Annotated in this window: 11 protein-coding genes and 1 tRNA gene; 3 read left to right on the forward strand and 9 right to left on the reverse strand. The window is 63.3% G+C overall.

The genetic code is table 11. The features are described from left to right. Position 1 precedes the first annotated feature (1 nt). From ACFOMH_RS00965 to phaC, 8 genes are all read right to left on the reverse strand, one after another. Positions 2-1,573 carry a GMC family oxidoreductase gene (locus ACFOMH_RS00965; RefSeq protein ID WP_377742036.1) on the reverse strand — a complete coding sequence of 524 codons (1,572 nt, stop codon included), beginning with the start codon at positions 1,571-1,573 and terminating at the stop codon, positions 2-4. A gap of 24 nt (positions 1,574-1,597) precedes the next feature. Beyond that, a complete protein-coding gene (locus tag ACFOMH_RS00970; RefSeq protein ID WP_374424809.1) occupies positions 1,598-2,122 on the reverse strand; it encodes a Twin-arginine translocation pathway signal in 525 nt (174 codons plus the stop codon). A gap of 53 nt (positions 2,123-2,175) precedes the next feature. Further along, entirely contained in the window at positions 2,176-2,571 is a 396-nt protein-coding gene (locus ACFOMH_RS00975; RefSeq protein WP_377742038.1) for a VOC family protein, read from the reverse strand. Between the two features lie 104 nt (positions 2,572-2,675). Then, the gene (locus ACFOMH_RS00980; RefSeq protein WP_377742040.1) at positions 2,676-2,981 is read right to left on the reverse strand and encodes a ribbon-helix-helix domain-containing protein; all 306 of its coding nucleotides are present in this window, start codon (positions 2,979-2,981) and stop codon (positions 2,676-2,678) included. 333 nt (positions 2,982-3,314) lie between these two features. Further along, positions 3,315-3,404: transfer RNA gene (locus ACFOMH_RS00985), tRNA-Ser, on the reverse strand. A 50-nt stretch (positions 3,405-3,454) separates the two neighbouring features. Continuing rightward, complete coding sequence (gene phaR, locus ACFOMH_RS00990; protein WP_374424805.1) at positions 3,455-4,039, reverse strand: polyhydroxyalkanoate synthesis repressor PhaR; 585 nt, start codon at positions 4,037-4,039, stop codon at positions 3,455-3,457. 175 nt (positions 4,040-4,214) lie between these two features. Then, on the reverse strand, positions 4,215-4,682 hold the full coding sequence (locus ACFOMH_RS00995) for a phasin family protein (protein ID WP_374424804.1): 468 nt from the start codon (positions 4,680-4,682) through the stop codon (positions 4,215-4,217). A 122-nt stretch (positions 4,683-4,804) separates the two neighbouring features. Further along, positions 4,805-6,979, reverse strand: a complete 2,175-nt coding sequence (gene phaC, locus ACFOMH_RS01000) for a class I poly(R)-hydroxyalkanoic acid synthase (RefSeq protein ID WP_374424803.1) — start codon at positions 6,977-6,979, stop codon at positions 4,805-4,807. 281 nt (positions 6,980-7,260) lie between these two features. Between phaC and phaZ the strand changes: the two genes are divergently transcribed. Further along, complete coding sequence (phaZ, locus tag ACFOMH_RS01005; protein ID WP_377742043.1) at positions 7,261-8,604, forward strand: polyhydroxyalkanoate depolymerase; 1,344 nt, start codon at positions 7,261-7,263, stop codon at positions 8,602-8,604. A gap of 98 nt (positions 8,605-8,702) precedes the next feature. Here the strand turns inward: phaZ and ACFOMH_RS01010 are convergent, their stop codons facing one another. Next, positions 8,703-9,446 (reverse strand): alpha/beta fold hydrolase, encoded by a 744-nt coding sequence (locus ACFOMH_RS01010; protein WP_377742045.1) that lies wholly within the window; start codon positions 9,444-9,446, stop codon positions 8,703-8,705. A 169-nt stretch (positions 9,447-9,615) separates the two neighbouring features. On the opposite strand from ACFOMH_RS01010, the gene thrS reads away from it, so the two are divergent. Next, positions 9,616-11,562 carry a threonine--tRNA ligase gene (thrS, locus tag ACFOMH_RS01015; protein WP_377742047.1) on the forward strand — a complete coding sequence of 649 codons (1,947 nt, stop codon included), beginning with the start codon at positions 9,616-9,618 and terminating at the stop codon, positions 11,560-11,562. Between the two features lie 233 nt (positions 11,563-11,795). Continuing rightward, positions 11,796-12,002, forward strand: a complete 207-nt coding sequence (locus ACFOMH_RS01020) for a cold-shock protein (protein WP_036715999.1) — start codon at positions 11,796-11,798, stop codon at positions 12,000-12,002. Positions 12,003-12,364 lie beyond the last annotated feature (362 nt).

Genomic DNA, 12,364 nt, shown 5'->3' on the forward strand with positions numbered 1-12,364 from the left:
GCTAGAGATTGCCGCGCGACATCTCGCCGGCAATGTGATCGGCCTGCCGGATCGCCAGCGCCACGATGGTCAGCGTCGGGTTTTCCGCCGCGCCACTGGTGAACTGACTGCCATCTGACACGAAAAGATTGGCAATATCATGGCTTTGCCCCCACTTGTTCACCACCCCGTCACGCGGGTTTTCCGACATCCGGTTGGTGCCCATATTGTGGGTTGAGGGATAGGGCGGCGTCGGCAGGACGCGCGTCGCCCCCACCGCCTCATAGATGGCGATGCCTTGCTGATAGGCGTGTTTGCGCATGGCGATGTCATTGGGGTGATCGTCGAAATTCACATTCGCCACCGGCAGGCCCCACCGATCCTTGACCTCGTGGTTCAAGGTGACGCGGTTGGTTTCCTGGGGCATGTCCTCGCCCACAAGCCACATCCCGGCCATGTTTTCATAGGCGTCGAGCGCGGTGGTGAACTCGCGCCCCCAGCCGCCCGGATCCATGAAGGCCGCCATGAAGGGGATGCCCAAGGACAGGGTCTCCATCTCATATCCGCCGACAAAGCCGCGCGACGGGTCGTGACGGGCCTCGTCCTGGATGATGCCCGCCATCACCGTGCCGCGCCACATTCGCACCGGCTTGTCAAAGATCCCATAAACCGATCCGGTCATGTGCCGCATATAGTTGCGCCCGACCTGTCCCGAACTGTTGGCCAGCCCGTCGGGGAACATCGCCGAGGCCGAGTTTAGCAAGAGGCGCGGCGATTCATAGGAATTGCCCGCGACACAGACGATACGCGCCTTTTGCATCTGCAAGTTGCCGTCCTTGTCGAAATATTCGACGCCGGTCACCTTGCCGCTGTCATCATGCAGAATGCGCGCCGCATGGGCGTTCGAGCGCACCTCAAGATTGCCCGTCGCCTCGCCGCGCGGAATGTCGGTATAGGCCGCGGACCATTTCGCGCCCCATTTGCAGCCCTGAAAGCAAAAACCGGTCTGCTGACAGGCCATCCGGTCGTCGTAATCGGCCGAATTGATCGCCATCCGGCCGGTGCTGACCTCTTTGTAGCCAAGCGCCTTGGCGCCCTTTTCAAAGACGAGGTAATTGCTGTTCCCCGGCAGCCCCTCGCGCCCGCCCGTGCGGGTCACGCCAAGCTTGGTTTCGGCCTTGTCATACCATGGCGCCATTTCGGCCGCGTCGATCGGCCAGTCCAGAAGATTGGCCCCCTGCACCGACCCATAGGTCGTGCGCGCCTTCCATTCATGTTCCTGAAACCGCAGCGAGGCGCCGGCCCAATGCGTGGTGGTGCCGCCCACCGCCTTGACGATCCAGGCAGGCAGCGTCGGAAAGTCCCGCGCCACACGCCAGTCGCCGCTGGTCGTGCGCGGGTCGGTCCAGGCCAGTTGGCCGAAACTGTCCCATTCGTCGTTGATGTAATCCTCGGGCAGATAGCGCCCCCCCGCCTCAAGCGCGACGACGCTGACGCCGCGCTGCGCAAGCTCATTGGCCAGCACGCCGCCCCCGGCGCCGGTCCCGACGATGACGACCACGCTCGCGTCATTCAGATCAAAAGGTGCAGCCATAGTCTATCCTCCTCTCCTATGGCCTCAGAGCCAGTTGATGTCGTTGAAACCGCGGTCGATATAGCCACCCTTGGAATAGCTTTCGCCTTCATAGCCAAAGATCGGCCAGACCGCCTTTTGGTTGTAAAGCCCGGTCACAAGACCGCCGCGGATCTTTTGAAAGAAGGGGCTGTCCTCGATCCCGCGCAGGATATCGACGCGGTCGCGTTCCCAGCCGGCGCCAAGATATGAGGCGAACCCCCTGCCCTGGGCTGCCGCGTCAAGGGCGGCAATGCCGGCCATGATCTCGGGCGCGGCCTCGGCCGTGTCATAGCCCTTGACGGCGATGACATAGTTTTCGTCCGGGATGCGGTCATGGGGATAGATGTCGCGCGCCATCTGCACCAGCGTGGCAAAGGCTGGCGCGTCGATATGGCTGGTCTCGGCCGCCCATGCGGCATCGGTCGCGGCAATAAAGCCGGCCCCGACCACGAAGGTCGCCCCTGCCGCGCTGGCGCGCGACAGAAGCTGACGGCGGGTCAGGCCCCGCATGCTTGCTCTCTGGTTCATAGGTCTCCTCCCTTCAGAAACAGATGGCGATTCAGGTCACCTTGATTTGGGTTTTATTGATAGCGTCCGCCCCGTTGCAGGACCTCGATCTGGTATCCGTCCGGGTCGGCCACAAAGAAAAACCGCGCCAGAACCGTCCCGCCGGGGGCGAAATCCACCAGCCTGCGGGGATTGAACCCCTCGGCCTGGAAGCGCGCATGCTCGCCATCGAGATCGGCGACCGAAACGGCAAGATGGCCATATCCGTCGCCCAGCTGATAGGGCTCGGTACGGCCCTTGTTCACGGTCAGCTCAAGCTCGAAGCCGCTTTCGGGATTGCTGAGATAGATCAGCGTGAAATCGTCGAAATCCAGCCGGCTTGCGATCTCAAGGCCAAAGGCCCGGCGATAGAAATCAACAGAGCGGTTCTCGTCGAGAACGCGAATCATGCTGTGGATGGCTTTGGCCAAGGGCATCTCCTGAAACGTCAGTTTTATTGTCGCTTCAGGATGGCGGCATCCGGACCGCCCCGGGTAGTAGGGTCTTACTACATGCGTTTCTTGTCGGCGGCAGGCTATTCGGCCGCGACGGGAAGCACGTCGTCGTGATGGGTCTGCGGCTCGTTCTGCGCCTCGAAGATCAGGCAGGCGGTGCGCAGAAGCGAGGTGAAATTGACCGGCTCACCCTGCGTTTGCAGGACTTCGGAATGCAGTTTGGAAATAAAGGCCGGTGTCGAGACGCCGTCCGCGTCAGCAATCCGGTCGAGGATGTTCCAGAAGGCATTTTCCAGCCGGATGCTGGTGCTTTGCCCGTTCAGCCGCAGGCGGCGGGTGGTCGAGCTGTAGCGGGCTGGATCCTGACCGGCGAAGATCTGGCACATGAATAGGCTTCCTTGGATCGGACTTCCTTGGAGTGGTTCGGGAAAGTATTTCACACTCGGCCCAGCGCGCAAAGCCCGGAAGTCCTGTCCGTTCAGTCAGTTCGCACAACAGATCGCGAACAAGGCCGGCGCGGCGCGGCGCATCGGGGGCATGAACAGGTTTTCACCTTTGCCCGCCTTTTGGGCCCGCCACGCGAACATGCCGCAATATCCGGGCCGGATCATCCCATCGCACCGGCAAGCGGCCGGACGCGCGCGCCGTTGCCGGAAAGGGCCGGAGACAAATGAAAAAGGCCCCGCGCGGGACCTCAATTCGGGATTGCCATATGCAAGTGGCGGACAGTGAGGGATTCGAACCCTCGAGACGGTTCCCCGCCTACACACTTTCCAGGCGTGCGCCTTCGACCACTCGGCCAACTGTCCGTGGCGGATCGTCTATCGCGACAAACCGCGCTGCGCAAGGCGCAGATGCGTCAAAGCTTGGAGATGCGCTTTTGCAGTTCGGCCAGCTGGCGGCGGATCTCGGTCATGTCCTCGGGCTCGGACTTGGCGCCCGTGTCGGGCCGGGCCGCGCCGCTTTCATCCTCGTCCATTTCCGGGCCGCTGCTGCCGGGCCAGCCCGAATACATCGCGCGCAGAAAGGCCTGTTGCTGACGCTGCAAAGCCTCGAAACCGGGCATCGAGGACATCGGGTTGGGGAATGTCGACAGGTTCTCCATCATCTTGGATTGCCCCTCGCGCAGCATCTCGAAGCTGGCGGCCAGGAATTGCGGCACGACCGATTGCGCCTGCGTGGTATAGCTGCGCACCAGATCGACCAGAACCTCGATCGGCAGGATGCTTTCGCCCCGGCCCTCGTGTTCGGCGATGATCTGCAAGAGATATTGCCGCGTCAGGTCATCGCCCGTCTTCAGATCGACGATACGCACCTGACGGCCGGCGCGGATGAAACCGGCAATATCGTCAAGCGTCACGTAATCGCTGGTTTCGGTGTTATAAAGACGGCGGCTGGCATAACGCTTGATCAGAAGCGGCGACGTATTTTCGGCCTCGGCCATGGCTCCTCCGGCGATGCATTTGCAGCATGATGGGAAAAGCCCCGCGGAAATGCAAAGAAAATCGCCGCTCAAGCGCCGCAAATACCACAAGCCGGCCATGCTGCGCCGCAGCAAAGGACAAAAGAAAAAGGGGACGGTCACCCGCCCCCTTTTCCGTATTCCATCCGATCCGGGATCAGACTTTGGCCGGGGCCGCGGTCGCGGCGGCGGCAGCTTTCTTCACCGCGGCCTGGGTGTCGCGGGTGGCTTTTTCCGCGACTTTCTGCGCGTCCGAAGCCAGATCCTTGCCAGCGGTCAGCATCAGGTCGACGGTGTCCATCTGAACTTTCTTGGCGACTTCGGCAAAAGCGGCCATGTGCTCGGCGGCGGCTTCGGCAGCAGCGGTGGTGAAATCGCTGACGGCTTTGGCGTATTCGGTCGGCTCTTCTTTCGAGGCGGTCAGCTCACCCATGCGGGCGATGGTGTCTTTGGCCCACTGAGCGGTGATTTCGGTCGAACGCTCGGCAGCGGCCAGGGTCACCTTGGCCATTTTTTCGCCCAGGGCGGTCTGCGATTTGAAGGCGTCCTGGAACGACGAGGTGTCGACCGGGAATTTCGCCAGAACGTCCTGGATTGCTTTGGTGAAGTCGGGGGTCTTAGCCATTTGCTCTCTCCAATGATTGGGCGCGAAGCATGTCGAGCTTGAGCACCGGTTAACTTGAACTGTCCCCGATATACTTTCTGCACCGCAGCATTGCAAGCGATTTTTGCTGCGGTGCAGAATTTTTACGCGTTCCGCTCGTGTACATATTCGCCCGGCGCGGCGCCCAGACCATTGCCGGGGTCGCGCGCATGGACCATGCGGCCCGAGCGTTCGGCCAGCCAGTCGCCCCAGCGGCCCCACCAGCTGCCGGCGTGATGGCTGGCCTTTTCGCGCCATGCCTCCCAGCCATCGGCAAAGCCGACATCGGACGTGTAATGGCCGTATTTCTTTTTGCTGGGCGGGTTGATGATGCCGGCGATATGGCCCGATTCCGACAGGATGAAGGTCTTGTCACGCGACGCCATCCGGGCGACGCCGCGCCAGCTGTCGCGCGCCGGCGCGATGTGATCGGTCTCGCAGGCGATGGCGCAGATCGGCACGTCGACATCCCCGACGCGCAGGCGCTTGCCCAGCAGCTCGAACCCCTCGTCCTTCACAAAGGCGTTCTGCTGGCACAGGCCGCGCAGATATTCGACCGCCATCCGCCCGGGCAGATTCGTGCCGTCGCCGTTCCAGAACAGCAGATCGAAGGCCGGCGGCGCCTCGCCCAGCATATAGCTGCGGATCGCCGGCGCCCAGATCAGGTCGTTGGCGCGCAGAAAGCTGAAGGTGCGCGTCATCAGCCGCGCGCTCAAAAGCCCGGTCCGGTCGACCTCCTGCTCGATCCCCGAGACGAAATCGTCCTGTAGATAGGCGGTGAACTCCCCCTGATCCGAGAAATCGGTCAGCGTGGTGAAGAAGGTGGCCGAATTGACCCGGTCGTCGCCGCGCTGCTTGAGCAGCGACAGCGTCAGCGCCAGCGTGGTGCCCGCGATGCAATAGCCGACCACGTTCAGCTTTTCCTGATCGGTCAGGTCCAGCACCCGGTCCATCACCTCGACATAGGATTGGACATATTCGGCCATGCCGGTATCGGCATAGCTTTGATCGGGGTTTTTCCAGGCAACGACGAACAGCGTATAGCCCTGATCGACGATCCATTTGATCAGGCTGTTCTGCGGCTTGAGGTCAAGGATGTAGAACTTGTTGATCCATGGCGGAAAGATCACCAGCGGGATCTGATGGACCGAATCGGTCGTGGGCTTGTACTGGATCAGCTCGTAAAGCCGGGTGCGGGCGACGACCGTGCCCTCGGTGGTGCCGATATTCTCGCCCACGCGGAACGCATCGCGATCGGCAAGCGAGACGATCAGCTCGCCACCGCTGTGTTCGACATCGCGCACCAGGTTTTCCAGCCCCTTGACCAGGCTTTCGCCCTCGGTCGCGATCGCCTTTTCCAGGGCGTCGGGATTGGTGGCCAGAAAATTCGTCGGCGCCATCATGTCGATCATCTGGCGGGTGAACCAGGTGATGCGGCGGCGGTCGCTCATGTCCGGCACGTCCAGCGCCCCGGCCGCGTCCTCGAGCGCCTGGGAATTGATCTGATACTGGCGGCGGATGAAGTTGAAAAAGGGATGCGATTCCCAAAGCGGGTTGGCAAAGCGGCGGTCGCGCGGCGACTCGTCCGGCGGCGCCTTCAGCGTGCCGCGCGCGAACGCGGCCTGGGCCTCGGCAAAGTGACGCAGCGTCTCGCCCCAAAAGCTGACCTGCTGGCCGATCACCCGCTCGGGCTGTTCGGCCAAAAGCTTCATCCAGGCGGCGGTGGCGGTGGTGAAAAGCTCAGTTCCCGGCGCCTCGACCCCCGGGCTGTGCTGGGGCCGCTGCGACAGCGCGCTGATCAAGCGCTGGGTCAGCGATTCGATCCGCTCGATATTCTGGGCCAGCTGTTCGGGCAGATGGCTTCCCGTGCCAAAGGCCGCCTCGACAAAGGCGGCGGTGCGGGGGGTCAGTTTCGGGTCCTGCGCAAGGGGCGGGGATTGCGGCTCAGGGGCGGTCGCATGGGTATCCACCTGTTTTTGCGCAGGTTTGGCATTGATGCCGGCCGATGCGGGCGCCCCGGCGGGACGCAAGGCGTCATCGGCGGCAACCATTCCGGCGCTCGCCTCGGCGGCCTTTTCCACGGCGGGCTTGGCGGTCTTGCGATGGGTTCCCGTCCGGGTGTCGCTGCGGCTGGCGGTGCGGGCGCGCGCGGCGGCGGCGCGCGATGTCGGCCCCGCCTTGGCGGCCTTGGCCTGCGCCGCCGGGGCCTTGGCGGCGGTCTTGGTCGCGGCCTTGGCCGGGGTCGCGGCTTTGCCATCCGCCTTGGCGGCGGCTTTCACGCGGGTTTTCGGGGCGGTTTTTTCCCCTGCCGTATTAGCGCCATCCGATGCGGCGCGCCGGGGGGCCGCCTTGTCCGCCGCAGCGCCCGGCGCGGGTTTTGCGCCCGCCCGGCGCCGGCCAGCCCCGGCAGGAGTTTCAGCAACAGGTGGTTCCCGGCCTTTGTCGTCTTTGCCAGCCATAATTGACAATCCTCTCCATACCGTAAAATCATTATGCTCAGCACATCTCACAGGTAAAGCCGTGTCCTGCTCCGGCAAGCCCAATTCAAGATTGGATCGCGATGGCAACGTATAAAGGCCTGAAGGGCATCATCTCCTATGATGCAATGGAGACGGTGCGTAACACCAGCGAGTGGATGGGCGCCACCGCACGCGCCATCGCGTCCTCGCCGGCATTCGCGCTGGCGCCGAATCCGATGTTCAAGCTGATGTCGGCATGGGGCCGCGTGACGGAACGCAGCTATGCCCGCATGGTCATCAAGCCGGACTGGGAAATTCCGCCCATCGTCTCCGAGGACGGACAGGACCATATCGTCTATGTCGAACCCGAGATGAAGCGCCCCTTCGGCGATCTGGTGCATTTCCGCGTCGCCCGCCGCGATCCCATGCCGCGCAAGGTGCTTCTGGTTGCGCCGATGTCGGGCCATTATGCCACCCTGTTGCGAACGACTGTGACCTCATTGCTTCCCGATTGCGAAGTTTATGTGACGGATTGGCACAATGCCCGTGACATTCCCGTCAGCTGCGGCAAGTTCGACGTCGAGGATTACACCCAGTATCTGGTCGATTTCATCCGCCATCTGGGTCCCGACACCAATGTGATCGCGGTCTGCCAGCCGGCGCCGCTGACGTTGGCCGCGACCGCCCTTCTGGCCGAGGAAACCCCCGAGGCCCAGCCGCGTTCGCTGATCCTGATCGGCGGTCCCATCGACCCCGATGCCGCCGCGACCGAGGTCACCGATTTCGGCAACCGCCTGACCATGGGCGAACTGGATTACCTGATGATCCAGCAGGTCGGCTTCAAATATCGCGGCGCCGGCCGCATGGTCTATCCGGGGCTTGCGCAACTGTCCTCGTTCATCGCGATGAATGCGGACACCCATGCCAAGGCGTTTCTCGACAAGATCTTCGCCGAGGCCCGCGGCGAAGGCTCCGAAGGCGACAAGCACAACCGTTTCTATGACGAATACCTGGCCGTCATGGACATGACCGCCGAATTCTACCTCTCGACGGTCGAGCGCATCTTCAAGGAACGCGACATCGCGCGAAACCGCTTCACCGTGAACGGCAAGTCGGTCGATATCGGCAAGATCACCAATGTCGCGGTGATGACGGTCGAAGGCGCCAATGACGACATCTCGGCCCCCGGCCAATGCGTCGCGGCGCTGGATCTGTGCACCGGCGTGCCACATGGCAAAAAGACCCAGCACCTCGAACCCGGCGCCGGCCATTACGGCATCTTCGCGGGCAAAAGCTGGCGGCTCAACATCCGCCCGCTGGTTCTGGACTTCATCGACGAGGCCGCGAACCCCGCCAGCCCGGTCCGCCGCCGCCGCAAGGGGCCGCGCGCGGTCGATACCTCGCCCTCTCCGAACCCCGGCGAGGATAGCCGCATCGCGGTCTGACCGGAAACGACCGGAACGGAAACGACAAGGGCGCGGGCCGGATGGACCGCGCCCTTTGTCCTGCCATCGTTCCGCCACGGTCCGGCTGGCGGCCAATCTCAGATCCGCTCCAACAGCTCCTCGACGGCCTCACCGATGAGCCCAAGGCATTCGGGCGTCGAAAAGCGGTGATCGGCGCCCTTGACCAGCAAAAGCCGCATATCCAACCCCTGCGCATGCCCCAGAAGATCCGTCGCCCATGACGCGGGCACATCCCGGTCCGCCGTGCCTTGCAAAAAGCGCACCGGAAAGGACAGCGGCAAGGGCGCCTCCATGACCAGATGCGCGCGCCCCTCCTCGATCAGGCGGCGCGTGATCACATAAGGCTCGCCATAATCGCTGGGCCGCAGGATCCGCCCTTCACGCAAAAGTTTGGCACGCTCAAGATCGGAAAACTCGGCCCAGAACCCGCGCTCGGTGAAATCGGGCGCGGCGGCGATGGTGACCAGCCCGGCCACCCGCTCGGGCATGGCGCGGGCCAGCAACAGGCTGATCCAGCCGCCCATGGACGACCCGACCAGGATCTGCGGCCCCTCGGTCAGCGCCGAAAGCACCGCCTGCGCATCCGCCAACCAGTCGCCGATGGCGCCCTCTTCAAAGGGGCCGTCGGATTCGCCATGCCCCGAATAGTCGAAGCGCAGGAAATTCCGCCCCGTCGCCCGCGCCCATTCCTCCAGAAACACCGCCTTGGTGCCCTGCATGTCCGACTTGAACCCGCCCAGAAACAGCACTCCCGGCCCCGCACCCTCGACGCGGTTATAGGCGATGCGCCGCCCCTGCGGCCCTTCCAGAAATTCCGTCATTCATCCATGTCCCAAATATCCTGCGGGGGAGTCGCGCATCGCGCGGCGGGGGCGCAAAGCCCCCCTCATCCCTAACCGCATTGACATTGTCCGGCAATCGCGCGACACCCGCCGCCACATAACCCGCAACCGGGCGTTCCGTGGGCGCCAAACCGACGAGGAGGACCATATGTCCCAGATCTCCCTCACATTCCCCGATGGCAATTCGCGCGACTATCCCGCCGGCATCACCGCCGCCGAGGTCGCGGCCTCCATCGCCCCCAGCCTTGCGAAAGCCGCCATCTCGGCCAGCTTTGACGGCGCGCATATCGACCTGCAATGGCCGATCGACACCTCGGGCCGGATCGCCATCAACACGATCAAGGACAGCGAACCGGCGCTGGAACTGATCCGCCACGACCTCGCCCATATCATGGCCCGCGCGGTCCAGGAGCTGTGGCCCGACGTCAAGGTCACGATCGGCCCGGTGCGCGATTATGGCTGGTTTTACGATTTCGACCGCGCTGAACCCTTCACCCCCGAAGACCTCGGCGCCATCGAACAACGCATGAAACAGATCATCGCCGCCCGCGATCCGGTCCGCGCCGAGGTCTGGGACCGCGCCCGCGCCCGCGCCCATTACGAGGCCGCGAACGAACCCTTCAAGCTGGAACTTCTCGACCGCATCCCGGGGGACGAGCCGATCCGCATGTACTGGCATGGCGACTGGCAGGATCTCTGCCGCGGCCCGCATCTGCAAAACACCGGACAGGTCCCCGCCGACGCCTTCAAGCTGACCCATGTCGCCGGCGCCTATTGGCTGGGCGATGCCTCGCGCCCGATGCTGCAACGCATCTATGGCGTGGCCTTCCGCAATCGCGATGACCTGAAAGCCCATCTGACCATGCTGGAAGAGGCCGCGAAACGCGACCACCGCAAGCTTGGCCGCGAGATGGAGCTGTTCCACTTTCAGGAAGAAGCCCCCGGCATGGTCTTCTGGCACCCGAACGGCTGGTCGATCTATCGCGAGCTCGAGGCCTATATGCGCCGCCGCCTCGTCCGCGCCGATTACAAGGAAATCAAGACGCCGCAAGTGGTTGACCGGGTGCTCTGGGAAAAATCCGGCCATTGGGAAGCTTACCGCGAGAACATGTTCATCGTCGAGGTCGACGAGGAAGGCGCCAAGGAAAAGCGCATCAACGCGCTGAAACCGATGAACTGCCCCTGCCACGTTCAGGTCTACAACCAGGGCATCAAATCCTATCGCGACCTGCCGCTGCGGCTGGCCGAATTCGGCTCCTGCCACCGCTATGAACCCTCGGGCTCGATGCACGGGCTGATGCGCGTGCGCGGCTTCGTCCAGGACGATGCCCATATCTTCTGCACCGAGGACCAGATCGAGGCCGAATGCGCAGGCTTCATCGGCCTGCTGTCCTCGGTCTACAAGGATCTGGGATTCGAGAAATTCGACATCAAGCTGTCGACACGCCCCGACGTGCGCGTCGGCTCGGACGAAATCTGGGACAAGGCCGAATCGGCGCTGGCGAAGGCCATCGAACATCTCGGCCTGCCCTATGAGGTCAATCCCGGCGACGGCGCCTTCTATGGCCCGAAACTCGACTTCAAGCTGACCGACGCCATCGGCCGCGAATGGCAATGCGGCACCTTCCAGTGCGATTTCAACCTGCCCCAGCGCCTCGATGCCGAATATGTCGGCGAGGACGGGCACAAGCACATGCCGGTGATGCTGCACCGCGCGGTGCTGGGCAGCTTCGAGCGCTTCATCGGCATCCTGATCGAAAACTATGCCGGCAAGATGCCGCTCTGGCTCGCGCCGCGCCAGATCGTGGTCGCCTCGATCGTCTCGGGCGCCGATGACTATGTCCATGAAATCGTGGCAACCCTGCGCGCCGCCGGCCTGCGCGCCGAGGCCGATACCCGCAACGAAAAGATCAACTACAAGGTCCGGGAACATTCGGTCGGCAAGGTGCCCGTCATCATGGCCATCGGCATGAAAGAGGTCGAGGAACGCTCGGTCTCGATCCGCCGCCTCGACCGGCAGGGCAGCGAAAGCCGCCCTCTCGCCCAGGCCATCGACGAACTTCGCGCCGAAGCGACCCCGCCCGACCTCGTCTGACCCCGCCTGACGCGAAACGACCAGCAATAATTCGCCGAAAAGCCAATCATCTTGACCTTGCGTCAAGCTGATTGGCGCATTCCCGCTTGCGTTTTCGGACGAATCATTCATTTTCCACGTGGCGTGAGCACGACTTTCTACCGCTCCCTTCACGGGGCAGCCGGACTTGAACGGAAACAGGGCTGCACGGCCTGGGCAATCTCGCCCCGGAATGACTTGAAGGAGAGACGGTAATGGCTACCGGCACCGTGAAATGGTTTAACGCCACCAAAGGCTATGGCTTCATTGCCCCCGATGACGGCGGCAAGGACGTGTTCGTCCATATTTCGGCAGTTGAGCGTGCCGGCCTGACCGGCCTGAACGACAACCAGAAAATCGAATACGAACTGCAGTCCGGCCGCGATGGCCGCGCTTCGGCCTCGGATCTGAAACTGCTCTGATCCGCGTATCTGATGGAATTTCGCAACGGCCCGCCTCACGGCGGGCCGTTGTACTTTTACGCGAACCCATCCCTGCCCCAAGGTCGCATGACGCGCCCTTTCGGCTCTCTTTCATGCCCAAATATCCTGCGGGGGAGTCGCGCGCGCCGCGCGACGGGGGCGCAAAGCCCCCAGCTTCGGTTTCGTCCGGAACCGGCCGGAACCACGACGGAACGCTGCCAAGAACCTGACCCGCATCCTGTTGCAAGCACCCCACGTCATGCCCGACCGGCCTGCCGCCGGTTCTGGCCTTCGGCGCGACCGCACTGATCCCCGCCGCCGGGGTGGGGCCGGCACGGATCCCGCTTCTGGCGGCGCGCCCA

This window comes from Paracoccus mangrovi (assembly GCF_042648425.1).
Classification (GTDB): domain Bacteria; phylum Pseudomonadota; class Alphaproteobacteria; order Rhodobacterales; family Rhodobacteraceae; genus Paracoccus; species Paracoccus mangrovi.

Bases quoted from the DNA above. Each gene is read 5' to 3' on its own strand.
- ACFOMH_RS00965 (WP_377742036.1), bottom strand. From the start codon at position 1,573: ATGGCTGCACCTTTTGATCTGAATGACGCGAGCGTGGTCGTCATCGTC.
- thrS (WP_377742047.1), top strand. From the start codon at position 9,616: ATGTCCCAGATCTCCCTCACATTCCCCGATGGCAATTCGCGCGACTAT.
- phaR (WP_374424805.1), bottom strand. From the start codon at position 4,039: ATGGCCGAGGCCGAAAATACGTCGCCGCTTCTGATCAAGCGTTATGCC.
- phaZ (WP_377742043.1), top strand. From the start codon at position 7,261: ATGGCAACGTATAAAGGCCTGAAGGGCATCATCTCCTATGATGCAATG.
- ACFOMH_RS00980 (WP_377742040.1), bottom strand. From the start codon at position 2,981: ATGTGCCAGATCTTCGCCGGTCAGGATCCAGCCCGCTACAGCTCGACC.
- ACFOMH_RS01020 (WP_036715999.1), top strand. From the start codon at position 11,796: ATGGCTACCGGCACCGTGAAATGGTTTAACGCCACCAAAGGCTATGGC.
- ACFOMH_RS00995 (WP_374424804.1), bottom strand. From the start codon at position 4,682: ATGGCTAAGACCCCCGACTTCACCAAAGCAATCCAGGACGTTCTGGCG.
- ACFOMH_RS01010 (WP_377742045.1), bottom strand. From the start codon at position 9,446: ATGACGGAATTTCTGGAAGGGCCGCAGGGGCGGCGCATCGCCTATAAC.
- ACFOMH_RS00970 (WP_374424809.1), bottom strand. From the start codon at position 2,122: ATGAACCAGAGAGCAAGCATGCGGGGCCTGACCCGCCGTCAGCTTCTG.